The 24,489-nt window shown below is 69.3% G+C and carries 20 protein-coding genes and 1 riboswitch; of the genes, 11 read left to right on the top strand and 9 right to left on the bottom strand.

Translation table 11 applies throughout. The features are described from left to right. Positions 1-20 precede the first annotated feature (20 nt). The 5 genes from iolD to ACAH41_RS20890 all read right to left on the bottom strand — a co-directional run bounded on the left by iolD (position 21) and on the right by ACAH41_RS20890 (position 6,995). Entirely contained in the window at positions 21-1,880 is a 1,860-nt protein-coding gene (iolD, locus tag ACAH41_RS20910) for a 3D-(3,5/4)-trihydroxycyclohexane-1,2-dione acylhydrolase (decyclizing) (RefSeq protein ID WP_325654309.1), read from the bottom strand. Further along, complete coding sequence (iolC, locus tag ACAH41_RS20905) at positions 1,880-3,904, bottom strand: 5-dehydro-2-deoxygluconokinase (protein ID WP_370538448.1); 2,025 nt, start codon at positions 3,902-3,904, stop codon at positions 1,880-1,882. The genes iolD and iolC overlap by 1 nt, the downstream gene beginning before the upstream one ends. Further along, positions 3,904-4,704, bottom strand: coding sequence for an ATP-binding cassette domain-containing protein (locus tag ACAH41_RS20900; RefSeq protein WP_325654306.1), 801 nt, complete (start codon positions 4,702-4,704; stop codon positions 3,904-3,906). Before ACAH41_RS20900 ends, iolC begins: the two co-directional genes overlap by 1 nt. Positions 4,705-4,734: 30 nt before the next feature. Beyond that, positions 4,735-5,895 carry an ABC transporter permease gene (locus tag ACAH41_RS20895; protein ID WP_325654304.1) on the bottom strand — a complete coding sequence of 387 codons (1,161 nt, stop codon included), beginning with the start codon at positions 5,893-5,895 and terminating at the stop codon, positions 4,735-4,737. A gap of 65 nt (positions 5,896-5,960) precedes the next feature. Further along, on the bottom strand, positions 5,961-6,995 hold the full coding sequence (locus ACAH41_RS20890; protein WP_325654302.1) for a sugar ABC transporter substrate-binding protein: 1,035 nt from the start codon (positions 6,993-6,995) through the stop codon (positions 5,961-5,963). Positions 6,996-7,193: 198 nt separating this feature from the next. On the opposite strand from ACAH41_RS20890, the gene ACAH41_RS20885 reads away from it, so the two are divergent. From ACAH41_RS20885 to ACAH41_RS20875, 3 genes are all read left to right on the top strand, one after another. Beyond that, a complete protein-coding gene (locus ACAH41_RS20885) occupies positions 7,194-8,096 on the top strand; it encodes a MurR/RpiR family transcriptional regulator (RefSeq protein ID WP_325654300.1) in 903 nt (300 codons plus the stop codon). 73 nt (positions 8,097-8,169) lie between these two features. Beyond that, complete coding sequence (iolG, locus tag ACAH41_RS20880) at positions 8,170-9,165, top strand: inositol 2-dehydrogenase (RefSeq protein ID WP_325654298.1); 996 nt, start codon at positions 8,170-8,172, stop codon at positions 9,163-9,165. Then, complete coding sequence (locus ACAH41_RS20875; RefSeq protein WP_325654297.1) at positions 9,162-10,199, top strand: Gfo/Idh/MocA family oxidoreductase; 1,038 nt, start codon at positions 9,162-9,164, stop codon at positions 10,197-10,199. The genes iolG and ACAH41_RS20875 overlap by 4 nt, the downstream gene beginning before the upstream one ends. A gap of 37 nt (positions 10,200-10,236) precedes the next feature. On the opposite strand, the gene ACAH41_RS20870 is transcribed toward ACAH41_RS20875, so the two are convergent. The 3 genes from ACAH41_RS20870 to ACAH41_RS20860 form a co-directional block, all read right to left on the bottom strand. Continuing rightward, positions 10,237-11,265: an amidohydrolase family protein gene (locus tag ACAH41_RS20870; RefSeq protein ID WP_325654295.1), complete on the bottom strand. Its 1,029-nt coding sequence runs from the start codon at positions 11,263-11,265 to the stop codon at positions 10,237-10,239. A 250-nt stretch (positions 11,266-11,515) separates the two neighbouring features. Continuing rightward, entirely contained in the window at positions 11,516-13,075 is a 1,560-nt protein-coding gene (locus ACAH41_RS20865; RefSeq protein WP_325654293.1) for a methyl-accepting chemotaxis protein, read from the bottom strand. Between the two features lie 54 nt (positions 13,076-13,129). Beyond that, positions 13,130-13,681 (bottom strand): hypothetical protein, encoded by a 552-nt coding sequence (locus tag ACAH41_RS20860; RefSeq protein ID WP_325654291.1) that lies wholly within the window; start codon positions 13,679-13,681, stop codon positions 13,130-13,132. A gap of 347 nt (positions 13,682-14,028) precedes the next feature. Between ACAH41_RS20860 and ACAH41_RS20855 the strand changes: the two genes are divergently transcribed. Beyond that, positions 14,029-16,254, top strand: a complete 2,226-nt coding sequence (locus ACAH41_RS20855) for an ATP-binding protein (RefSeq protein WP_325654289.1) — start codon at positions 14,029-14,031, stop codon at positions 16,252-16,254. Positions 16,255-16,341: 87 nt separating this feature from the next. Here ACAH41_RS20855 and ACAH41_RS20850 read toward each other — a convergent pair whose 3' ends face one another. After that, positions 16,342-17,007, bottom strand: coding sequence for a TetR/AcrR family transcriptional regulator (locus ACAH41_RS20850; protein ID WP_325654287.1), 666 nt, complete (start codon positions 17,005-17,007; stop codon positions 16,342-16,344). 134 nt (positions 17,008-17,141) lie between these two features. Here ACAH41_RS20850 and ACAH41_RS20845 point away from each other — a divergent pair, with 134 nt between their 5' ends. Genes ACAH41_RS20845 through ACAH41_RS20815 form a run of 7 tightly spaced genes read left to right on the top strand, consistent with a single transcriptional unit; the run spans position 17,142 to position 24,117 of the window. Beyond that, entirely contained in the window at positions 17,142-17,570 is a 429-nt protein-coding gene (locus ACAH41_RS20845) for a DUF2147 domain-containing protein (protein WP_325654285.1), read from the top strand. Positions 17,571-17,600: 30 nt separating this feature from the next. Next, positions 17,601-18,479, top strand: a complete 879-nt coding sequence (locus tag ACAH41_RS20840) for a TorF family putative porin (RefSeq protein ID WP_325654283.1) — start codon at positions 17,601-17,603, stop codon at positions 18,477-18,479. A 30-nt stretch (positions 18,480-18,509) separates the two neighbouring features. Further along, on the top strand, positions 18,510-20,138 hold the full coding sequence (locus ACAH41_RS20835) for an FGGY-family carbohydrate kinase (protein WP_325654282.1): 1,629 nt from the start codon (positions 18,510-18,512) through the stop codon (positions 20,136-20,138). Next, positions 20,135-20,797, top strand: coding sequence for a class II aldolase/adducin family protein (locus tag ACAH41_RS20830; protein ID WP_325654280.1), 663 nt, complete (start codon positions 20,135-20,137; stop codon positions 20,795-20,797). Before ACAH41_RS20835 ends, ACAH41_RS20830 begins: the two co-directional genes overlap by 4 nt. Next, positions 20,794-22,287, top strand: coding sequence for an aminotransferase class III-fold pyridoxal phosphate-dependent enzyme (locus ACAH41_RS20825; protein ID WP_325654278.1), 1,494 nt, complete (start codon positions 20,794-20,796; stop codon positions 22,285-22,287). The genes ACAH41_RS20830 and ACAH41_RS20825 overlap by 4 nt, the downstream gene beginning before the upstream one ends. Then, the gene (locus ACAH41_RS20820; RefSeq protein ID WP_370538447.1) at positions 22,268-22,930 is read left to right on the top strand and encodes a hypothetical protein; all 663 of its coding nucleotides are present in this window, start codon (positions 22,268-22,270) and stop codon (positions 22,928-22,930) included. The genes ACAH41_RS20825 and ACAH41_RS20820 overlap by 20 nt, the downstream gene beginning before the upstream one ends. Before the next feature lie 29 nt (positions 22,931-22,959). Further along, complete coding sequence (locus ACAH41_RS20815) at positions 22,960-24,117, top strand: MFS transporter (RefSeq protein ID WP_325654275.1); 1,158 nt, start codon at positions 22,960-22,962, stop codon at positions 24,115-24,117. A 5-nt stretch (positions 24,118-24,122) separates the two neighbouring features. Then, positions 24,123-24,402: riboswitch (cobalamin riboswitch) on the top strand. The last annotated feature ends 87 nt before the right edge of the window (positions 24,403-24,489 follow it).

The raw sequence follows: 24,489 nt of genomic DNA, 5'->3' as shown, positions 1-24,489 counted from the left end.
GGGATGAATCAGAAGCGGGCTCAGGGGCGTTGTGCGGCCTTGGCGGCTTGCAGGGCGCTGTGCGCGGCCTGCACCTCGGCCCGGGTCGAAACCTCGGGCACCGCCACTTCCCACCAGCAGCCGCCGTCGTCGGTGGTGCGGCCGTGGGTGGTGGCTATCACGATGACCTGGGTGCGCTGCGCGGCGCGGGCGCGCTTCAGCGCCGGCTTGAGCGCGGCCAGGCTGTCCACATGCACGGCCTCGGCGCCCAGGCTGCGGGCATGGGCGGCGAAGTCGATGGCCACGTCCTGCCCGCCTTCGGCCACGCAATCGGCCAGCAGGTTGTTGAAGCGCTCGCCGCCGGTGGCCGTCTGCAGGCGCTGGATGCAGCCGAAGCCGCGGTTGTCCAGCACCACGATGAGCAGCTTGCGGCCCAGCATCACCGAGGTGGCGATCTCGGAGTTCATCATCAGGTACGAACCGTCGCCCACCATCACCACCACCTCGGCCTCCGGCCGGGCCAGCTTCACGCCCAGCCCGCCGGCAATCTCGTAGCCCATGCAGGAGTAGCCATACTCCATGTGGTAACCGCCGGGGCGGCTGCTGCGCCAGAGCTTGTGCAGCTCGGCCGGCAGGGTGCCGGCAGCGCAGACCACCACGTCGCTGCTTGGCGAGTCGGCGGCCGAGTCGCGCACGGCGCCGATCACCTCGGCGTCATACGGCAGCGTGCCGGGCTCGGGCGTGGCGGTGGTCAATGCGTCCACCCGCTGGCGCCACGCGGCGGCGGCGTGGGTGGCGCGCTCGCGCCAGGCCGGCTCGGCCTGCCAGCCGGTTTCCTGCTCCAGCCGTGCCAGCGCCACCTGGGCATCGGCCACCAGGGCCTGGCCATGCCACTTCTGGGCGTCCAGCGGCGCGACGTTGAGGCTGAGCAGACTGGCCTGCGCAAACAGCGAGTGCGAGCCGGTCGTGAAGTCCTGCAGCCGGGTGCCCACGGCCAGCACCACATCGGCCTCGCGGGCCAGCGCGTTGGCGGCAGGCGAGCCGGTGACACCGATGGCGCCCAGGTTCAGCGCATGGTCCCAGGCCAGGCTGCCTTTGCCGGCCTGGGTTTCGGCGACCGGGATGCCGCGCTGTTCAGCCAGCCGGGCCAGCACTTTGCAGGCGCCGCTGTAGAGCACGCCGCCGCCCGCCACGATCAGCGGCCGGCGGGCCTGGCGCAGCAGCGCCAGCGCCTGCGCAAACTCGGCTTCATCGGGCGGCGGCCGGCGCAGGCGCAGCGGCGCGGGGTGCAGGAAATCTTCCGGGCAGTCGAAGGCTTCGGTCTGCACGTCCTGCGGCAGCGCCAGGCAGACGGGGCCGCACAGGACCGGGTCCGTCATCACCTGCACCGCGCGGGGCAGCGCACTGAGCAGCTGGGCCGGCCGCACGATGCGGTCGAAATAGCGGGTGACCGGCCGGAAGCAGTCGTTGACGGAGAGGTCGCCGGCCTGCGGGTCTTCGAGCTGCTGCAGCACCGGGTCGGGTGCGCGCGAGGCGAAGGTGTCGCCCGGCAGCAGCAGCACCGGCAGCCGGTTCACATGGGCCAGCGCGGCGGCAGTGACAAGGTTGGTCGCCCCCGGGCCGATGGAGCTGGTGACGGCCATGATGCGGCGGCGGAAATTCGCCTTGGCATAGGCAATCGCCGCATGGGCCATGGCCTGTTCGTTGTGGGCCCGCAGCGTGGGCAGCTCGGCGCGCTGCTGCCACAAGGCTTCACCCAGCCCGGCCACATTGCCGTGGCCGAAGATGGACCACACGCCGCCGCAGAAGGGCTGCAGCGAACCGTCCGGCGCCTCGATGCGCAGCGCGGCCAGATGGCGCACCAACGCCTGGGCCATGGTGAGCCTGATCGTCTTGCCCATCATGCGGCCTCCTGAACATTGCGCACATCGTGGACCCGCGCGTCAACAACGCAAGGGCGGCTCGCCCGCCAGGCGTCCACCAGCTGGGCGAAGTTGTCGGCGGCCTGGTGGACCAGCTCGGCGTCGCCGATCTCGCCGGCCAGCCAGCGCTGGCTGGGGCCAACCCACAACGTGCGGCCCACCATGAAGCCTTTGACGATGGGATGGGTGGCCTGCGCAAAGCCGGCCACCAGGCTGGCAAGCGGCTGGTTCAGCCCCAGGATCACCACGCCGCGGCACTGCGGGTCGCGCGCCTCCACCAGCGCAGCCAGCTGCTGCCAGCCGGCCTGCTGCATGGGTGCCAGCTTCCACCATTCGGGCTGGAAGCCCAGGTTGTAGAAGCGCTGCACCGCGCGCAGCACCGCCTGGTCGGCCGTGCCCTCGGGCGTCTGCGCACGGGGCGGGATCAGCTCCAGCAGCAGCTCGTGGCCGCTGGCGCGGGTGGCCTGCCAGAGCTCGCGCACCCGGGCCTCCTGCTCCAGCCGCAGGTCCACCGCGTCATCCGGGTGGTAATGCACCAGGCACTTGACCACCTGCTCGCGCGGCCAGGTCACCAGCTCGGAGCCGATGGACGCGGTGCCGTCGAAGCGCAGCGGGCGCGAGCCGGGCAGCTCCACCGGCCGGCCCACCCACCAGCCGCGGCCGGTGGCAGCGTGCAGCGCCGGGGCGCCGAAGTCGCCGTCGATCAGCACGCCCACGCGGCCCTGCAGCCCGTGGCTGTGGGCGACCTGCTCGGCCGCCCGCACCAGCAGCTGCTTGAGCAGCGGCAGCCGCGCCGGGTCTGCACCGGCCTCGCGGGCCAGGTCCAGGAACTGGCTGCGGTGGTCAAACGCCATCACGTTCAGCTCGGGCCAATGCGGCCGGGCGGCGGTGCTGCGGTGCAGATGGGCCAGCTGTGCGTCGGCGTCGACCCGGGGCAGGCGCCGGCCGCTGAACCAGTGCGCCAGCTCGGCCGGCGTGGGCATGGCCGGCGCGCAGGCATGGCGCGAGACGACCAGCGCGCCGCAGGCATTGGCCAGCGTGGCGGCCTCGGTGAAGCCCTGGCCGCGCAGCAGGCCGGTCATGAGCCCGGCGGCGAAGGCATCGCCCGCGCCCAGCACGTTGAGCACCTCCACGCGCTCGCCTTGCACCGTCAGCGCGTCGTCCAGCCGTGCGGGCACTTCGCCCGGCACATAGCTGCAGCCCAGGGGCCCGCGCTTGACCACCATGGCTGCCGGGGTCAGCGCCCGCACCTGGCGCAGCGAGCCCATCAGATCGCCCGGCACGCCGCCAGCGATCATGAACTCCTCCTCGGTGCCGATCAGCAGCTCGAACTGCGGCAGCATGGCCTGCAGGCTGGCGCTGACGGCCGCATCGGCCACGTAGCGGTTCTGGCCCTCGCCGCGGGCGGTGAGGCCCCACAGCACCGGCCGGTAGTCGATGTCCAGCACGCGCAGCGTGCCGTGCCGGCCGGCATGGGCCAGCGCGGCGCTGGAGGCCGCGCGCACCGTGGGCTGCGAGAGGTGGGTGCCGGTGATCAGCAGCGCCCGGCACTGGGCGATGAAGTCTTCCGAGATGCCCTCGGCCTGCAGCGCCATGTCGGCGCAGTTCTCGCGGTAGAAGAGCAACGGGAAAGTGTCGCGGTCCTTCAGGCCGAGCAACACCAGGCCGGTCAGGCGCTCGGGGTCGACCTGCACCATGCGGGTGTCGCAGCCCTCGCGCTGCAGCGTCTGCAGCAGGAAGCGGCCCATCTGCTCATCGCCCACGCGCGAGATCATGGCGCTGCGCAGGCCCAGCCGGGCGGCGCCGAAGGCGATGTTGGCCGAGCTGCCGCCCAGGTATTTCGCAAAGCTGCTGGCATCTTCCAGCGGGCAGCCGACCTGCTGCGCATACAGGTCCACGGCCAGCCGGCCCAGGCAGGCCAAGTCGTGGCGGCGGCCGCCGGGGATGGGCAGCGGCGGGCCTGGGTGGGCGTTGGGGGTGAGGTGCATCTCGGGGGTGTCCATCAGATCGTCACGCCTTCCAGCTCGGCCATCATCTTCTGCATCTCCGCGCCGCCGGCCATCATGTCCAGCACCTCCGCCTTGCTGACATCACGCTTGGCGAAGCTGCCCATGGACTGGCCGCGGTTGAGCAGCGTGAAGCTGTCGGCCACCGGGTAGGCGTGGTTGACGTTGTGGGTGATGAAGATCACCGAGATGCCGCGCTCGCGGGCCCGGTGGATCAGCTTGAGCACGTTGACGCTTTGCTTGACGCCCAGCGCCGCGGTGGGTTCGTCCAGGATCAGCACATGGGCGCCGAAGTGGATGGCCCGCGCAATCGCCAGGCATTGCTTTTCGCCGCCGGACATGTGGCCCACCATCTGGTCCGCGTCTCGCACGCGGATGCCCATGGCGGCCAGCTCCTGGGTGGCGATTTGGCCGGCCTGGGCGTGGTCCATCACCGGCAGCACGCCGAACAGTTTCCTGACCGGCTCGCGGCCCATGAAGAAGTTGCGCGAGACGCTCATCAGCGGCACCAGCGCCAGGTCCTGGTAGACGGTGGCGATGCCGGCGTCCAGCGCCTCGCGCGGCGAGCGAAAGCGCACCGGCTGGCCGTTGACCAGGTACTGGCCCTTCTCGGGCGCGAACACGCCGGCGAGGGTCTTGATCAGCGTGCTCTTGCCGGCGCCGTTGTCGCCCAGCAGGCAGTGCACCTCGCCGCGCCGCAGGCGCAGCGTGATGTTGCTCAGCGCGATCACGGCGCCGAAGTACTTGCTGATGTTCTCCAGCTGCAGGATGTAGTCGTCGGGCTTGGGGTGGCTCATCACGGCTCCGGTGTGGTGGCTGAGCGCGGCTCAGCGGCCCAGCGCAACGCGCCGGCGGATGTAGTTGTTGAACAGCACGGCGGCCAGCAGCATGCCGCCGAGGAACACGCGGTACCAGTTGTTGTCGATGCTGGTGTAGCCAATGCCGATCTGCACCACGCCGAAGATCAAGGCCCCCAGCGCGGCGCCGATCACCGAGCCAAAGCCGCCGGTCAGCAGGCAGCCGCCGATGACCGCGGCGATGATGGCTTCGAACTCCTTCTGCAGCCCGCGGTCGGCCGCAGCCGAGCCGGCATCGGCCACCTGCAGCACCGCGAACACGGTCGCGCAAAAGGCCATGAAGACAAACAGCAGCACCTTGACCCGGGCCACCGGGATGCCCACGTTCTTGGCCGCGTTGGCGTCGCCGCCCACCGCGAGGATCCAGTTGCCCACCCGCATGCGGGCCAGCACGAAGGCGCCGCCTGCCGTCAGCGCGGCCCACCACACCATCACCTTGGGCACGCCAATGGCCAGCGCCGCGCCATCGTCGCGTGCGGCCAGCAGGCCCAGCCGGGCCAGCGCGTTGAACAGGCCGGTCAGCACATGGCCCTGGAACAAGGCCTGCACCAGCGGGTCGGCGGCAATCAGTTCGTGCAGCACCGCGTCGCCATTGCTCGAGACGATGGTCTTGCCGGTCAGCAGCACCGAGATGGCCAGGCTCAGGCCGCGCAGGATGAAATAGAACGCCAGCGTGACGATGAAGCTGGGCAGCCCGGTCTTGACCACCAGCCAGCCGTTGAGCCCGCCCAGCGCCATCGCCGTGGCAAAGGCGAACAGCACGGCAAGCCAGACTGGCCAGCCCCAGTAAAGGCAGGGGATCGCCAGCATCATGCCGGCAAAGCCGATCATCGAGCCGATGGAGAGATCGAACTCGCCGGCAATCATCAGCAGCGCCGCGCCCACCGCGAGGATGCCCAGGAAGCCGGCCACCGTGCCCCAGTTGACGATGCCCTCGGCGCTGAACATGCCCGAGCCGCCGGCGCCGAGGCCGAACAGCAGGAACACCAGCGCGGTGCCGGAGAGCGCGCCAAACTCGGGCCGGGACAGCAGCCGCCGCAGGCGACCGACCTGGCGCAGGCGCTCGTCGCTGGCAGGAACCGGCGCCACCGGGGTGGGCGGCGAATGGGGAGTGGACAGCAGGACACTCATGAAAACCTCGTGCGTCGATCAACCGGGAAGATGCCGCGGCGCGCAAGGCGCTGCCGCGGCCGGGCTCAGCGATATTGGCCGGCGTATTTCTCGACCGTGGCGATGTTGTCCTTGGTCACGAAGCCGGGGCCGGAGCCGATGTGGCGCGGGCCGTATGCGGGCGCCAGGCCATAGGCTGTCAGCCTGGCCTTGAACTTCGGGTTGGCCTTCAGCGCAGCGGTGGCCTTGGCCAGGTCGGTGCTCTTGGCTTCGTGCATCAGCGCCAGCACGGCAACAGGGATGTAGCCCTGCAGGTAGGGCTGCTGGTCGATCGCGAAGTTGATCTCGCCGGCCCTGATGCCGCGCGAGATCTCGTCGGAGAGGTCGAAGGTGGCGAAGAAGAGCTTGCCCGCCAGGCCGGCCTTCTGCACCGCCTTGAGCGCGGGAGCTGCAGCGTCCGGCCCCAATGCCAGCACAGCCTGGGTGCCGGGGTACTGGCGCAGGTAGGCGGCGGTCTTGCTTTCCACCGAGGCGGGGTCGATGCCGGTGTCGATGGTGCTCTTCTTGAAGTCGGCGCCAATCGCCTCGGCAAAGCCGCGGCAGCGCTCGAACGAGGCTGGATTGGTGGCGAAGTGGTTGACGCAGACAAAGCTCTTCACGCCCGCCGCCTTGGCCCGCTCGCCTGCCCCCTTGCCGGCCTCGTACTCGGGCTGGCCCACATGCATCAGCGCGCCCAGCTTTTCGCTTTGCTCCGGGGTGCCGGAGTTCACCGTGATCAGCGGGATCTTCTTGTCGGTGACTCTTTTCAGTGCGCCCTGCAGCACCTGGAAGTCGGCGATGGTGGTGATCACGCCGTCGTAGTTCTGAGCGCTGGCCTGTTCGATGAGCCGGGCCATGTCGGCCAGGTCGCCGTTGGCCGGGTTGCGGTAGTCCACCGTCACGTCGAAGTCCTCGCCGGCTTGCTTGAGCGAGTTGCGGATGGTGTTCCACCAGGCGTCGGAGTCCGGCGCGTGGCTGATGAACACGTAGCGGCCGCCGGCCTGGGCGGCAGCGCAGGTCAGGCTGGCCGCCAGGACCAGGGTGGTGATGGCAAGGCGCCGGCTGAGCGAATACTGCTTCATGTGTTTGTCTCCTCGCAATGGGTTGCGAATGGCTGCAGATCTCATGGTGGACAAGCCTGTTCAGGGCCTGCCGCGGCGCCAGTTTAGGCAGAAGAGAAAAAAAATTCTTAGTGGATAACGATTAGAAAATGATTTCTAAATTTCCACCGGGCGACCTATCATGCGAACCGTTTTGTCGGCCCGTCCGCCCACCTTCCGATGCCAGTCTTGCCCGCCCCACTCGCGCCTTCTTCCGGCCCTTCCGACCTCGCCGATGCGGAACATCCCGTCAATGCACTGCTGCAGCGCATTGCCACCGAGTACCCCTCGCTGAGCAAACAGCTCAAGCTGATTGCCCAGCATGTGGAGCAGCACAGCGACCACCTGGGCCTGGAGAAGATCCAGGACGTGGCCGCGCGCTGTGGGGTGCAGCCTTCGGCCGTGGTGCGCTTTGCCAAGCACTTCGGTTTTTCGGGCTACAGCGAACTGCAGAAGGTGTTCCGTGACGGCATCGCAGCGCAGATCGCCCCCACGCGCAACTACCAGGCCCGCATCCGCGAGGTGATCGCCCAAGGCCAGGGCCGGCTCTCCAGCGCCGACATTGCCTATGAATTCATCGCCGGGGCGATTGCGGGCATGAATGAATTGCAGCGCGACCTGCACGCCTCCACGCTGGGCGAGGCGGTGGAATTGCTGGCCCAGGCGCCGGCGATCTGGGTGGTCGGCGCGCGCCGCTCCTTCCCGGTGGCCACCTACCTGGCCTACGCGCTGCAGCACACCGACAAGCCGGTCCAGCTCATCACCGGCATGGGGGCGATGCACGAGGGCCAGCTGCGCAGCCTGCGCCGCGACGACGTGATGATCGCCATCAGCTTTGCGCCCTACGCGCAGGAAACCATGCAGGCCGCCGAAGCCGCCGCCGCCCAGGGCGCACGGTTGATCGCCATCACCGACAGCCGCATGGGCCCGCTGGCGGCGCTGGCCCCCACCACGCTGCTGGTCACCGAGAGCAGCACCTTCGGCTTTCGCGGGCTGACCAATGTGATGGCGCTGGCGCAAAGCCTCTTCATCGCACTGGCCTACCGGCTGGAACTGGACTACCACCCTTCGGCTGGCGCGTGAGCAACCCGCCGCGCGCATGGCCGGCCGGCTGCTGCACGCGCAACTTCCCCCACTTTTCCAGAGGAGACACCCCATGAAAAATGTCGCCGTCTTCGGCGCCGGCCGCATTGGCCGCATCCATGCGAGCAACCTGGCAGCGCTGCCCGGCGTGCGCCTGCGCAGCGTGTGCGACCCCATGGCCGCGCAAGCCGCCGAGTTGGCCGGCCAGCTTGGCGCCGAGGTCTCGACCCCGGAGGCGGTGCTGGCCGATCCCAGCATCGACGTGATCGCGATTGCCTCGCCCACCGACACGCACAGCGAACTCATCACCCGCGCCGCAGCGGCCGGCAAGCACATCTTCTGCGAGAAGCCGATCGACCTTTCGGTGCCGCGTGCCCAGGCCTGCGCCCAGGCGGTGCGGGCCGCCGGCGTGGCCTGCATGATCGGCTTCCAGCGCCGTTTCGATCCCACGTTCAACGAGGCCCAGCAGCGCCTGGCGCGTGGCGAGATCGGCGCGCCGGAGATGCTGGTGGTGACCAGCCGCGACCCGGGCGCGCCGCCGGCCCAGTACCTGCGCGGCTCGGGCGGCATCTTCCGCGACATGCTGATCCACGACTTCGACATCTTCCGCTGGATCCTCTGCGGCGATGGCGACGAAGCGGCCACGCTCTACGCCACCGGTTCGGTGCTGGTGGACCCGGCCATTGCCGAGGTGCCCGACATCGACTGCAGCGTGGTCACCATCCGCACCCGCAAGGGCCGGCTGGCGCAGATCAACACCAGCCGCCGCGCAGCCTATGGCTATGACCAGCGCTTCGAGGTACTGGGCTCGACCGGCATGCTGCAATGTGGCAACCACCGGCCCACCGAAGTCGTGCAGTCCGACGCCCACGGCGTGCGGGGCGACAAGCCCGAGCATTTCTTCCTGCAGCGCTACCGCGAAGCCTACCGCCTGGAGCTGGCGCACTTCTTCGAGTGCCTGCAATCCGGCCAGGCTTTTCGCACCACCATCGAGGATGGCGTGGCAGCCCAGCAGCTCGCGGACGCCGCGGCCCAGTCGCTGGCCAGCGGACAGGTGGTGGCGCTGTGAGCGCGGCCACTTCAGCGGGCGCGCCGCTGCGCGTGGGCATTGCCGGCCTGGGCCGGCTGGGCCAGCGCCACGCCCAGCACCTGGCCCGGCATGCGCCCGGCGCCCGGCTGGTGTCGGCCTGCAGCCCCATCGCCGAGGAACGCACCTGGGCGCACGAGACGCTGGGCGTGGAGACCCTGCACAGCGATTTCCAGGCCTTTGTGCAGGACCCGCAGCTGGACGCGGTGGTGCTGGTCACGCCCACCACCCTGCATGCCGAGCAGACCATGGCGGCGCTGGCAGCGGGCAAGCATGTCTTCGTCGAAAAGCCTCTGTCGCTGGAGGTGGAGACCTGCGAGCGGGTGGAGGCCGTGGCCGCGCGCCACCCTGAACTGGTGGCCATGGTCGGCTTTGTGCGGCGCTTTGACCCCAGCTACCGCCAGGCCCGGGCCGACATCGCGGCCGGCCATGTGGGCAGGCCGTTCCTGGTGCGCTCGCAGACCTGCGACATGCACGACCCGGCCGGCTTCTTCGTGCGTTTTGCCCCCACCTCGGGTGGCCTGTTCATGGACTGCAGCGTGCATGACATCGACCTGGCGCGCTGGATGCTCGGCAGCCCGCGCGCCTTGCGGGTGTTCGCCAGCGGCACCATCGCGCTGCACCCGGACCTGGCCGAACACGGCGACGTGGACAACGGCATGGCCATCATCGAGTTCGAGGGTGGCGCCAGGGCCGTGCTGTACGCCAGCCGCACCATGCCGCATGGCCACGAGACCACCACCGAGGTCATCGGCACCCAGGGCGTGCTCAGCGTGGGCGTGGGGGCCCACCGCGACCGCGTGCAGACGCGGGATGCAAGCGGCGTGCACCACCGGCCTGTGGCCGATTTCTTCGAGCGCTTCCACGAGGCGTTCCGCCACGAATTGGACGCCTTCGTGCAGGCCTGCCGTGGTGGCCCGCCCACCGGCCTGAGCCTGGCCGATGCCACGGCAGCGACCCGCATCGGACAGGCCATGCGGCGCTCGCTGCACAGCGGCCAGCCAGAGCAGGTTTGAGAGCGCTCGCTGCCCCGGCTTCAGCGCCCTCAGGCGCTCAGAGGCCCCTGGTCTTCAATGCGGCATCCAGCCGTGGGAAGACGCGGCGCGCATTGCCTTCGTAGACCTGGTAGCGCTCTTCGTCGGTGAGGTTCTCGGTGGCCGCCACGTAGCGCTTGGTGTCGTCGTAGTAGTGGCCGGTCTCGGGGTCGATGCCGCGCACCGCGCCGATCATTTCGCTGGCGAAGAGGATGTTCTTCACCGGGATCACCTTGGTCAGCAGGTCGATGCCGGGCTGGTGGTAGACGCAGGTGTCGAAGAAGATGTTGTTCAGCAGGTGCTCGCTCAGCAGCGGCTTCTTCAGCTCCTGCGCCAACCCGCGGAAGCGGCCCCAGTGATAGGGCACCGCGCCGCCGCCGTGTGGAATGAGGAACTTCAATGACGGGAAGTCCTTGAACAGGTCGGACGTGAGGCACTGCATGAAGGCCGTCGTGTCGGCGTTCAGGTAGTGCGAGCCGGTGGTGTGGAAACACGCGTTGCAGCTGGTGCTCACATGGATCATCGCCGGGATGTCGTACTCGACCATCTTCTCGTAGATCGGGTACCAGCTCCGGTCGCTCAACGGCGGGCTGTTCCAGTGGCCACCGGAAGGATCGGGGTTCAGGTTGATGCCGACGTTGCCGTATTCCTTGACGCACTTCTCCAGCTCGGGGATGCAGGTGGCCGGGTCCACGCCGGGGGACTGCGGCAGCATCGCTGCCGGGATGAAATGGTCCGGGAACAGCTGCGAGACGCGGTAGCAGAGTTCGTTGCAGATCGCGGCCCAGGTCGACGAGGTGTTGAAGTTGCCGATGTGGTGGGCCATGAAGCTGGCGCGCGGGCTGAAGATGGTCAGGTCCGAGCCGCGCTGCTTCATCAGCTTGAGCTGGTTGCTCTCGATGGACTCGCGGATTTCGTCGTCGCTGATCTTCAGGCTGCTGGCGTCGGGCGCCTTGGACGGGTCTTTCAGGCCGGCGATCTGCAGGTCGCGCCAGGTGCCGAGCGCGGCCGGCGCGGTGGTGTAGTGGCCGTGAACGTCGATGATCATGGGGTGTCCTCGGAGGGGAAATCAGTGGACGGAGACGGCAACGCCAGTGCGTGGCGCGATGCAGCCGACGGCCGCGGTGTCAAAGCCGTCCGCCGCCGCATTGTTCTGCCGCTGCCCTGACGCTTCCAGCCCTCAGCGCCGATAGCAGCTATCTCGGTTTGAGATGAAACGAGGGTAATCACCAAGCAAAAAAGCCGTGCCCCTCGCGAGGCACGGCTTTCGAATGGTTGCGGCTTTGCCGCTGCAACGGTCAGGCCGGCACTGCATGCGCGCCGGGCGCCAGCGTGAAGACGTTGACCACGTCGACCAGCTTGCCGGCCTGCTGCTTCAGGCTTTCGGATGCTGCGGCGCTCTGCTCGACCAGCGCGGCGTTCTGCTGCGTGACCTGGTCCAGCTGAACCACCGCCTGGCTGACCTGGCCAATGCCGGTGGTCTGCTCCTGCGTGGCGCTGCTGATGTCGCCGATCAGGTCGGTGACGCGCTGCACCTGCTCGACGATGTCGCTCATCGTCGTGCCGGCGGTGCTGACCAGCGTGGCGCCGTTTTCGACGTTCTCGACGCTGGCGCCGATCAGTGTCTTGATCTCGCGCGCGGCCTGGGCCGAGCGTTGGGCCAGTGCGCGAACTTCGCTGGCCACCACCGCGAAGCCGCGCCCCTGCTCGCCGGCGCGGGCCGCCTCGACGGCCGCGTTCAGCGCCAGGATGTTGGTCTGGAAGGCGATGCCGTCGATGGTGCCGATGATGTCGGAAATCTTCTGCGAGCTGGCCTTGATGGCGTCCATGGTCGTGACGACCTGGGCCACCACCTCGCCACCCTTGGCCGCGGCGGCGCTGGCCGAGCTGGCCATCTGCGCGGCGCTGCGGGCGGTGTCGGCATTGTTCTTCACGGTGGCCGTCAGCTGCTCCATCGAGGAGGCTGTCTGCTGCAGGCTGGAGGCCTGCTGCTCGGTGCGCTGGCTGAGGTCGGCGTTGCCGGCAGCAATTTCCATCGACGCTGTCTGCATGGTTTCTGCTGCAAACCGCACTTGCAGCATCGTGCGGCCCAGATCGGTGTTGACCGTCTGCAGCGCCTTCAGCAAGCGGCCGACTTCATCGTCCGACTGCGCGCTGATGACGCGCGACAGGTCACCGCCCGCGACCGCCTGCGCCACGGCCACCGCGATGTTCAGCGGCCCGGTGATGCTGCGCTGGATCTGCCAGGCGATCAGCACGCCCAGCACCAATGCGGTGACCGACAGGCCGACGATCAGCATCACCGCGCGCTGGTAGGCCTTGTCGGCCAATTCGTTGCGCACCCGCGAAGCTTCCTGCACGGCTTCCACCACCTGGTCCAGCGCGGCCACGTGGGCCAGCTGGGCCGGGCGCACTTCTTCGCGCACGGTCTCGGAAGCGCCGGGCATGTCGTCGGCCATGGATTTGTCGATGGCTTTTTCCATCGGTGCCCTGGTCGCCAGCAGGGCGGCCGCGGCCTTGTCGAAGGCGGCCTTGGTCGCCGGTTCGGTCAGCATCGCGCCCAGGGTCTGGGCGGTGTGCTCGTACTCGGTGCGGGACTTCTTCATCAGGTCGAATTCCTTCTTCTTGAAGGCCACGTCGTCCTGCATCACCACGTCGCGCAGCGCGATCGCCTGGTAGCGGGCCAGGTCGCGCAGGTTGCTGGCCAGGCGCTCGGGCGCCTCGCCCGTCACCGCTGCCAGGTCGGCCTTGATGGCCGACAGCCGGCTCAGCGAAATCGCGCTGATCACCGCCATCAGTGCCAGCACCGCGGCGAAGCCGAGCGCCAGCCTGGCGCCCACTTTCAGATTCTTGAACATGCGTTCCTCCAATGCGGCCCGGTGTCCGGGCACGCATGGTTGATTCCTGCGAAATTACTTGGCGGTCACACCGGCTTGCAACACGCCGATGGCCTTGCCGCCATCCATCACCGGCGCGGCAACGTGCACGCTGGGGATCTGGGTGGAGGTGTCGGGCTTGATCTCGTTGGCGGCCCAGACCTGGCCCTTGATCGGGTTGGCAAACACCGGGCGGCTGGCGTTGTTGTAGATCAGCGGGCGGATGCTGGCGCCGATCAGGTTGCCTTTCTGGTCGCGCAGTACCAGCTTGTTGACCGTGTCGTCTTCGGTTTCCCACTTGGCGATCTGCACGCTGACCTTGCTGGCCAGCAGGCTCTTGATCACCGGGTCGGCGTCCGTCAGGTCGACCCACTTGCCGTTGGTCATGCCGGCGCCGTCGTGGCCGTTGGCTTCGCGCGCGGCGGCCACCACGGTGGGATTGGCCGCCAGCTCGACCAGCCGCTTCTTGGCCTTCTCGACCTTGGCCTGGACTTCGGCGGGCAGCTCGTTGCCGAAGGCCGGCAGCGTGCTGGCCAAGGTAAGGCTGGAGATTGCCACGAGCGTGGCAAGGCATTGCTTGCGGTTCATCCTGATTTCCTCTGTCGGATTCATTCGGGTGAGAGTGAGGGGATCCGGTGCTGCCGACGGCGTTGGCACCGGAATCCACGCGGCTCTTGCATGTATCGGCATGGTGGGCTTCTTCATTGAGCGGCCAAAGGCGGAACAAAGCCGCAAATCCGGCCCAGATCTGGCCAGCCACGGGCGGGTGCAGGGACGGTGGGCGGGCGCAGCGGGTGCGTCCCGGCAGACAGGCCCGGCAGCAGCGTGCTACAACCGTTGACCCTCAGCGCCCCGGACCTGCCGGGTCCGCGGTGAAAAATGGAAAACGCGGAAAAGCTGCAAAACGTTAAAAACGCGCGAACCAGCCGTCCCCCATGCCCATGACGATCAAGGCAGATCCGCCCCAGCGTGGCGGCATGCGCTGGACATGGCTGCTGCTGGGCGCCAGCGGGCTGCTGATCGCGTCGGCCTGGGCGCTCGGCGGGCTGGCGATCTGGCGGGCGCACGAAGACGCGCTGGCCGACTGGCAGCGCTCGCTGTCGGCCCTGTGCCGGTTGACCGGCCAGCATGCCGACCAGACGATTGCCGCGGCCGACGCGGTGCTGCAGCGGGTGGTCGAAGAAGCCGAGCGGGCCCAGCCAGCCGACGAAGCGGCGCTGCGCCGGCTGATGGGCACGCCCGAGGCCTTTGCCAAGCTGAAGCAGCTCCAGGCCGACCTGCCGCAGGTCGACGTCATCAGCGTCGCGCTGGCTGGTGGCGAGCTGATCAATTTCTCGCGCAGCTTCCCGCCGCCACAGATCCAGCTCGGCGCCCGCGACTACTTCGCGGCCCACGTGGCCGACCCCGCGCTCAAGCTCTACCTGTCGGTGCCGGTGCAGAACCGCGCCAACGGCAGCTGGACCTTCTACATCGTGCGCAAGGTGGCCAATCCGCAAGGCCGCATGATCGGCCTGGCGCTGGTGGGCATCGAGAGCGACTATTTCGGCGAGTTCTACCGCTCCATCAACCTGGCCCAGCGCGAGCCCACGCTGACGCTGCTGCGCCCCGACGGCAGGGTGCTGGCCCGCCATCCGACCAGCGACGCGCTGATGGGCCAACCGGTGCCCGGCGTGGCCCAGCGCCTGGCCGCCATGCCAAATGCCGCCGGCAGCACGGTGGCCGAGGTGCTGCGCGGCCCGCGGGCGAGCGACCCCAGCGACAGCCGGCTGCGCATCGTCACCGCGACCATGTCACCGGCCTACCCGCTGCTGGTCACCGTCACCGGCTCCGAGACCCTGGTGCTGGCGCGCTGGCGCGAAAGCGCCGCCTGGATTGGCGCCTTCATGCTCGCGGCCACTGTGGCGCTGCTCGCGTTGACCGCCGCCGTGCACCGCCTGCTGACGCGCCAGACCCTGGCGCTGGGCCAGCTGATGGCCACCCAGCGCGAGGCCAACGAGGCGCGCACCGCGGCAGACGATGCCAACCGTGCCAAGTCAGCCTTCCTGGCGAGCATGAGCCACGAGATCCGCACGCCGCTGAACGGCGTGCTCGGCATGGCCGACCTGCTGCTGCACACCGAGCTCACGCCGCGCCAGCGCGAGATGGCCCAGGCCGCCTACGGCTCGGGCGAGCTGCTGCTGAAGCTGGTCAATGACGTGCTGGACATCTCCAAGATCGAGGCCGGCGCGGTCGAGCTCGAGGAGATTGCGCTGGACCTGCGGGGGCTGGTCAACGAGACGCTGCAGGTGTTTGGCGTGCAGGCCCGGCGCAAGGGCATCGAACTGGTGGGCGAGCTGTCGCCCGACCTGCCGCCCGCGGTGCTGGGGGACCCGGTGCGGCTGCAGCAAGTCTTGTCCAACCTGCTCAGCAACGCACTGAAGTTCACCGAGGCCGGGCAGGTGCGGCTGGCGGTGCGCCCGCTGCCGGGCGAGCAGCCGGGCAGGGCGCTGCTGCAGTTCCGCGTGGAAGACAGCGGCATCGGCATCGACCCCTTGGCGCTGCCGCGGCTGTTCCGTCCCTTCAGCCAGGCCGACCGCTCGACCACCCGGCGCTACGGCGGCACCGGCCTGGGCCTGGCCATCGCCCAGGAGCTGGTGCACCTGATGGGCGGGCGCCTGGAGGCCAGCAGCGAGCAGGGGCGTGGCTCGGTCTTTCTGGCCACCCTGCCGATGACGCTGGCCGCCGAGTCGGCGCTGCCGGTGGCGATGGCCCAGGCACCGGCCGCGCCGGCCGAGCGGCCGCGCCGCTTCCAGGGCCGGCGCGTGCTGCTGGCCGAGGACAACGCCGTCAACGCGATGGTGGCGCGGGCCATGCTGGAAGACCTGGGTTTCGAAGTCTCCGAGGCGGCCAACGGCCGGCAGGCCGTGGAGATGGCGCTGCGCGATGACCATGACCTGGTGCTGATGGACTGCCTGATGCCGGAAATGGACGGCTTCGAGGCCACGCGCCGGCTGCGCGAAGCCGGGCTGAACGACCTGCTGATCATCGCCCTCACCGCCAGTGCGATCTCGGGCGACATGGAGCAGTGCATCGCCGTCGGCATGAACGCCTACCTGGCCAAGCCGGTCACCCGTGTTGCGCTGGAGAGCATGCTGGACCTGTGGTTGCCCGCGGCCGCCTGAAGCTGAGCGTTCCTCGCCGCGACCGGACGTTTCGCGTCAAAGCCGACGCGGTTCGGAAAATCCGCCGCCGAATTCTCCCGAATAGGCTCACCTGAAGCCCGACGCAGCCGAACCCGGCCGGATGCGTTCCAGGTGGCTGAGCAGCATGCCGGCCACGGTGCGGGCCACGGCCTGTTCGTCCAGCGCCTCGTCGAACAGCATTTCCACCGTGGCGTAGATCAGCTCCACGACGATGCGGCTGGCCAGCCGCAGTTCGGCCTTGCTGGCCTGGGGCAGCGCCTGGGCCAGCAGTTCGGTCTGGGCCGCGGTGACCTCGGCGTGCGAGGCCAGGCGCACCTGTTGCAGCGCGGGCACCGCGCGCAGCGCCCGCATGATCCACACGCCGCCGACTGTTTGCGCGGTGACACGGTAGGTGTCCAGCACCAGCCCGGCCACCGCGTCTTCCAGCGCCTGCGGGCTGCCGGCGAACAGCTCGACGCTGATCCAGCGGCCCACCAGCGCGTTCTGCTGCTGCATCAGCCGCTGGCCCAGCTCCGAGAGCAGCGCGTACTTGTTCGGGAAGTAGCGGTACAGCGCGGGCGGCGTGAGCCCGGCACGCTCGCAGACCAGGTTGGTGGACAGCCGCTCGATGCCAACGTCTGCCAGCGTCTGCGCCGTCACTTCCAGGATGCGCTCGTAGGTCTCCGTGGCGCGCGCCTGGGCGGGCTGTTTCTTGGTGGCCAGGGAAGGCGCGGGTTTGCGGGTCGAAGGCATCGGTTTGGCGGGGCTGTACGGGATTGTCCCAGCGAAAGCAGGCCAGGACAGTAGACACAAACGATAGTCATCGCTATAAACTAGCCATGACTACTTGATGACCCTCTGATTCACGTCAAGCCTGGAGCGTTGCGATGCCAAAGATGTTGTGTTGGGTGCCGTGTGTGCTGCTGTCTGCGTTGGCCGGCGCGTCGTGTCGGGCGGCCGGGCCGGAAGAGGCCCAGGGCCTGTGGATGACCGCCGAGAAAGACGCGGTGATCGAGTTCAAGCCCTGTGCCGAGCCGGCCGGCGCGCTGTGCGGCCGCATCGTCTGGGACAAGGACGCCGGCACGCCGGCCGACACCTGCGGCGTGCTGATCGCCCAGCTGGCGCGCTACGACAACGAGGCCTGGCGCGACGGCTGGGTCTACGACCCGCGCGACAAGAAGAAATACAAGGGCGCCGTGCGCGTCAAGTCGGGTGACCTGGCGATCCGTGCCTTCGTGGGCGTGGAGGTGCTGGGCCAGACCGAACTGCTCAAGCGGGTTGCTGCGCTGCCAGCGGCCCCGGTCTGCAAACCCTGACCTGTTCACCCACCGGAGGAGACGACACCCATGCCCACGCCCCGTTTGCTCATCGCCGCCTTGGCATTGCCCCTGGCCGCGGCCTTGCCGGCGCATGCCGAGTCCGACACCGCGAGCTTCGCGGTCGACACCTCGCTGAAGCTCAGCTCGGACCAGCGCACCCGCGGCATCTCCGATTCGCTGAAAAAGCCTGGCCTGCGCCTGAGCGTGGAGGCGGCGCACGAGAGCGGGCTGATCGGCCTGGTCGAGGTGGCGACCGTCAGCAAGAAGCAGTTCCTCGAAGGCGACGGCCTGGGCTTCACGGTGGCCGGCGGCTACCGCTTCGGCGACCCGGAAGGCTGGCACTTCGGCCTGGGCCTGGCGACCGAGTTTTTCCCCGGCGCCAAGTTCGAAGCACCGCACGGTTTCGACTTCAACACCTTCACGCCCACCGACGTGCGCAGCAGCAACTTCAACAGCAAGTTCGCGGTGCTGGAGATCAACTACGGCGCGCTGGAAGGCCGGGTGCTGAACGTCATCTCCAAGACCTACCGCGGCGCGGACACCGGCGGCGTCTGCGGCACGATGCTGGCACTGAACCCGGACCCGACGCCCGGCCTGGCCTGCTACGCCCGCGGCGACCAGAACTCGCGCGGCAGCTGGCTGTTCGACCTGGGCTACAAGTTCAACCTCGCGCCCGCCACCACGCTGAACCTGCATGCCGGCCTGCAGAAGATCAAGCACTTCAAGGAAGCCGACTTCTCGGACTACAGCATTGGTATCACCCACAAGCAATGGGGCTTCGAGTGGAACGCCGACTGGATGACCACGAACACCAAGGCGCGTGAGCTGTACCTCGCGGTGGACGGCAGCAAGCTGCGCGCCACCGATGACAACCGCTTTGTCGTCTCGGTGCTGCGCCGCTTCTGACCGTTCCCGTCTGCTGTTCGACCGCTGTCCATGCCACCTCTCTCCGATGCACGCCTGATCCTCGCAGTCGACCTCGGCACCTCCGGCTGCAAATGTGCGCTGGTCTCGCTGGACGGCGTGGTCATCGCGTGGGCCTTCCGCCCGGTGGCGCTGCGGGTGCAGGGCGCGCTGGCCGAGCAGCAGCCGGAGGACTGGTGGACCGCTTTGCTGGGCGCCGCGGGCGAGCTGCTGGCGGCGGATGCGGCGCGGCGCGCGCGCGTGGTGGCCGTGTGCTGCTCCACGCAGACCGAGGTGACGGTCTGTGTGGACCGGCAAGGCCAGGCCATCGGCCCGGCGATGAGCTGGCTGGATTCGCGCGGCGCCGCGGCCATTGCCCGCCGCGCGCGCGGCAAGCTGCTGAACATCGAAGGTTACGGGCCGTTGAAGCTGTGGCGCTGGCTGCGGCTGACCGGCGGCGCGCCGTCCGCCACCGGCCGCGACGCCGCCGGCCACATGGCCTACATCCGCGACGAAGAACCGCAGCGCTACGCCCGCACATTCAAGTTCCTCAATGCGCTGGACTACCTGAACCTGCGCCTCACCGGCCGCTGCTGCGCCACGCAGGACGCGATGCTCACCGCCTGGGTCACCGACAACCGCGACGTGCGCAAGCTGCGCTACGACGCCGGCCTGATCCGCATGCTGGGCATCGACGCCGACAAGCTGCCCGAGCTGGTCCAGTCCACCGCCATCCTCGGTCCGCTGCTGCCGGACGTCGCCGCGGCGCTGGGCCTGCCGGCCCGCACCGTGGTGGTGGCCGGCGCGATGGACAACTCGGCGGTGGCGGTCGGCGCCGCGGTGGGCGACCATCAGACCCACCTGTATTTAGGCACCTCTTCCTGGCTCGGCGCCCATGTGCCGAACATGAAGACCGATGTGCGCCACAAGCTGGCGGCCGTGCCCTGCGCCGTCACCGGCCGCTACCTGGCGATGGCGCTGCAATCGACCGCCGGTGCCAACCTGTCGTTCCTGCGCGACCGCATCCTCTACCACCCGGACGAGCTGGCCAACGACGAGGAACATCCTGCTGTCTACGAGCTGATGAACAAGATCGCCGCGCGCGTGCCGCCCGGCGCGCGCGGGCTGATCTACACGCCCTGGCTGCTGGGCGAGCGCACGCCGGTGGACGACCCGCATTTGCGCGCCGGGCTGCTGAACCTGTCGCTGGAGCATTCGCGCGAAGACATCTTCCGCGCCTTCCTCGAAGGCGTGGCGCTGAACACACGCTGGATGCTGGAGCCGTTTGCGCGCCTGCTGGGCCGCGACGTGGGCAGCATCACCGCGGTCGGCGGCGGCGCGCAGTCGGACGTCTGGTGCCAGATCATGGCCGACATCACCGGCCAGCCGATCCGCCAGCTCGCCAGCCCGATCCAGGCCAACGCCATCGGCGCCGCCTTCATTGCCGCGGTGGCGCTGGACGAGCTGCGCTTCGACGAGCTGGATGGCCTGCGCCGCGTGCGCGCGACCTACGCGCCCAACCTCGCACTGCAGCGCCTGCACCAGGACCAGTTCGAGACCTTCAAGGAAGTGCGCACCCGGCTCGCGCCGCTGTACCGCCGGCTGAACACGCCGAGGCCGGATGCTTCGCCGGTCGCCGCGGCGCTGGAGCCCGCCGCATGAAACACGCTGCCGTGCGCCAGACCGTGGTGGACCTGTGCCTGGCGCTGTCGCACAAGGGATTTTTCGCCGGCACCGGCGGCAACCTCGCGCTGCGCATCGACGCCGAACACTTCGCGGTCACGCCGTCGGCCACCGACTACCACGCGATGGGCGCTGCCGACGTGGCGGTGCTGCGGCTGGCCGACCTGGTGCAGCTCGAAGGCGAGCGTGCACCGTCGGTTGAGACGGGGCTGCATGCGCGTGTCCTGCGCGCCCGGCCCGACGTGGGCTGCAGCATCCACACGCACCAGCCGGTCGCCAGCGCCTGCGCGCTGCTGGGCCAGCCGCTGGCGGTGCCGCCCGCGCTGCGCGGCTCGCTGGGCCAACGCGTCCCGGTGGTCGGCTATGCGCCTTCGGGCACGGGCTGGCTCGCCGCCATGCTGGGCCGCGCACTGCGGCCGGACGTGCACGCCTACCTGATGCGCAACCACGGCATCCTCTGCTGCGGCGCCGGCATGGCGCAGGCGATGCAGGCGGTCGAGGACCTGGAGGCCCTGGCCCATGCCGAGCTGGCGCGGCGCATTGCCGAACGTGCCGCTGAGAACCTGGTCTTGCAACCCGCGCTGACACGGGTGCTGAACGCACTGTCTGCGCAACCGATGATCGATCCGATGCCATGAGTGCGCTGAGCTCCGACCCAATTGTTTTTCCCGCCGCCGCGCCGTCTCCCCGGCCGGCGATCTCGGCCTGGCCCGAGGTCGGCACGCTGTACCGCCGCTTCAGCGAACTGGTCCAGCAGCCGATGCGGCCGATCCGCCCGCCCGAGATGGCGCGCATGATGCGCTACTTCGACGAGCGCTGCCAGGGCTCGAAGCGCCTGGCCGAGCGGGCGCAGGCGGTGATCCCGGGCGGCGTGCAGCACAACCTGGCCTTCAACCATCCGTTTCCGCTCGCAGTCGCCAAGGCCGAAGGCGCGCACCTGACCGACGTGGACGGCAACCGCTACACCGATTTCCTGCAGGCCGGCGGCCCCACGCTGCTGGGCAGCAACCACCCGGCGGTGCGGCAGAAGGTCAACGAGGTGCTGGACGCCTGCGGGCCGGTCACCGGGCTGCTGCACGAATACGAAGTGAAGCTGGCCGAACTCGTCTGCAGCGTGATGCCGGGCGTGCAGATGCTGCGGCTGCTGGGCTCGGGCACCGAGGCGGTGATGGGCGCGGTGCGGCTGGCGCGGGCCTACACGCGCAAGAAATGGATCGTCAAGATCGGTGGCGCGTACCACGGCTGGAGCGACCAGCTGGTCTACGGCATGCGCTTGCCTGGCACCGGCCGCATGGAGGCCGTCGGCATTCCGCACGGCGTGACCGGCCACACGCAGGAATGCCACCCGAACGACCTGGACGCGCTGCGCCGCAAGCTGCAATGGAACCGCCTGCGCGGCGGCACCGCGGCGGTGCTGCTGGAGCCGCTGGGCCCGGAAAGCGGCACGCGGCCGGTTCATCCGGGCTACAACGCCGAGGTCCGCAAGCTGTGCGACGAATTTGGCGCGCTGCTGATCTTTGACGAGGTGGTCACCGGCTTCCGGGTTGGCATGGGCGGCGCGCAGGCGTATTTCGGCGTCACGCCGGACCTGACGGTGCTGGGCAAGTGCCTCACGGGCGGCTATCCGATGGCCGGTGCCATCGGCGGCCGCAAGGACGTGATGATGCTGCTGGTCGGCGGCATTGGCACCACCGCGCGGCGGGCGTTTGTCGGCGGCACGCTATCGGCCAATCCGCTCTCGTGCGTGGCAGGCTATTACGCGCTGAAGGAAGCGCAGCGCTGCGACGCGGCCGGCGTGGCCGGCCGGGCCGGCGACCGGCTGCGCAAGGGGCTGGAGGAGATCATCCAGCGCCGCGCGCTGCCTTACGTGGTCTACAACATGGGCTCCATCGTGCACCTGCAGACCTCGGGCGTGCTGCTGATGGACACCAGCAACCTCTACAAGCTCTGGCGTGCCAAGGACGAGGCCAAGGCGCGCAAGCACATGATGGAAGAGATGGGCGCGGCCTACACCGCGCACGGCTTGGTCACGCTGGCCGGCAGCCGCATCTACACCAGCCTGGCCGACACCGACGAGGTGATCGATGACGCGCTCAACCGCTTCGACGATGTCTTTGGCTGCGTCTGAGCTGGACGCCGCATGGTGGCCGCTGTTCGAGCGGCTGCAGGCGCGCGGCGTGATGGGCGAAGCCGGCCAGCGCAGCGCCAGTCTTTCGCTGCGCCTGCCCGGTGAAAAAGCCATGTGGTGGAACAGCGCCGGCGCCTGCATGCCACGCTGCTTTTCGTGGCAAGGCGTGAATGCGCCGGCCGCGTGGCCGGACGACGCCGACACCCATGCGGCGCTCTACCAGCTGCGGCCGGACGTGGGCGCCATCGCCATCGGAGGGGGTCCGTTCGGGTTGTGCCTTTCCGAGTTTGGCGGCGCCATGCCCACCGCGTTCGACGAGCAGGCGCGGCATCTGGGTCGGATGGGGCCGCCGGCCGACGATGTGTCCGAGCTGGGCCGCGCAGTGGCGGGCGGCGGCAACGCGCTGCTGCTGCAGGGCCGCGTGGTGTGCCTGGGCAGCACCGCGACGCGGCTGGCGCTGAATGCCGAGCTGTTCGAGAAATGCGCGAAGGCCTTTGTGCTGGCTGCGGCCACGGGCGGCAAGGTCAGGCCTTTGCCGTGGTGGGTGAGGCGCATCGCCAACGGCAGGTTGATGAAGGACGAGCAGAAGGCCATCGCGCGTTTTGCACAAGGCCTGTTGCCCGAAGAGGCAAAGGGATACTGATCCACGAGGGTGTTGGCGGAGGAGTGAGCATGAGCCGGAACGAAGCGGAGGGCTGGTCCACCTTGCAGGTGGCGGCGGCGCTGGCGGTGGGCGCCATCGCGGTGCTGATCATCGGCACCCAGCCCATCGTGCTGGGCGCGCTGCTGGAAGCCAGGGCGGTGACGCTGGAAGGCGTGGGCCTGGTGGCGATGGGCGAGATCGTCGCGGTCGGCCTGGGCGTGGTGCTGGGCGACGCGCTGCTGCCGGGTGCGCAGTTGCGGCGCATCACCGTCATTGCGGCGCTGCTGACGGTGGCCCTCGATCTGCTGACGCTGCGCGCGGTTGGCGACAGCGCACTGATCGCCGTGCGCGCGGCCGCGGGGCTCACCGAAGGCGTGCTGGTCTGGGGCACGACCGGCGTGATCGTGCGCTGTGCCCAGCCGGCGCGCATCGGCGGCGTGTTTTTCGTGGTGCAGACGCTGGCACAGGCCGCGCTGGGCCTGGTGTTGGCCAAGGCGGTGGTGCCTGCCTGGGGCTGGCAGGGCGCGTTTGTTGCGCTGGCAGCGCTGACGGCGCTGGTGGTCGCGCTGGCCTGGTTGCAGCCGGCCAGGCTTGCGCGGCTGGTCCCGGCTGCGGCCTCGGGTTTTCGCTGGTCGCTGGCGACCGCGTTGCCGCTTGCGGTCGTCTTCCTGCAGCTGGCCACGCTGGGCGCGTTCTGGGCTTACCTGGAGCCGCTGGCACAGGCGGCCGGTTTCGACGCCGAAGCGGCGCAGACCTTGATCGCCGGCGTGCTGGTGATGCAGGTCATCGGCGGCAGCGTCGGCTCGCTGGCGGTGCGCCGCTGGCCGGTGTTGCCGCTGCTGGCACTGGCCTCGGCGCTGCTGGCCGCCGCGACGCTCACGGTGCACGGGCTGCCGCCCGGCCGGCCGCAGGCCTTTGCGCTGGCCTGCGCGGTGTTCGGCTTTGTCTGGCTGTTCATGCTGCCCTTCCACATCGGCCTGGCCTTCCGCGCCGATGCCAGCGGCCGCCTGGCCGGGCTGGTGCCGGCGGCGCAGCTGCTGGGTAGCGCGTTTGGTCCGCTGGTGGCCTCGTTCATGGTGCAGGGCGAAGATGCCGGCCCGGTGCCGCTGGCCAGCGCCGGCTTTGCCGCGCTGGCCGCGCTGCTCTTGCTGGGCACGCGCCGCAGGGCTGCCGTGGCGCCGGTGTAGCCGTTACACTGCCGCCAGCTTCAGGTGTCTTGCCGGGCCTTCGGGTTCGGCAAGATGAAACGGGAAGCCGGTGCGCAGGAACCCCCAGGGGTCTGTCATTCCGGCGCTGCCCCCGCAACGGTAAGCGAGTTCTTGGCAGCCGATCGGCGACGGGCCTGGCCCGGCGTTTTGACCACTGCGCCCGACAAACAAGGGTGTGGGAAGGGGATCGGCGGCCAGCCGGCGTGCACGTGCATGGCCGGCGGCTCGCAAGCCCGGAGACCGGCCTGTCGCATGTGAGCAGGCCGTTGCGGTGGGCGATGGGGTGCATGCGCCTCCGCGTCCGTTCAACCCGGCCCTCCAGCGCGTCCATCCCCGTTTCTTCGCCTTCGT

This window comes from Ideonella sp. (assembly GCF_041287625.1).
Lineage (GTDB): Bacteria > Pseudomonadota > Gammaproteobacteria > Burkholderiales > Burkholderiaceae_C > Ideonella.
Note: the sequence above shows the minus strand (reverse complement) of the source record. Positions and strands in the feature narration are given on the sequence as shown.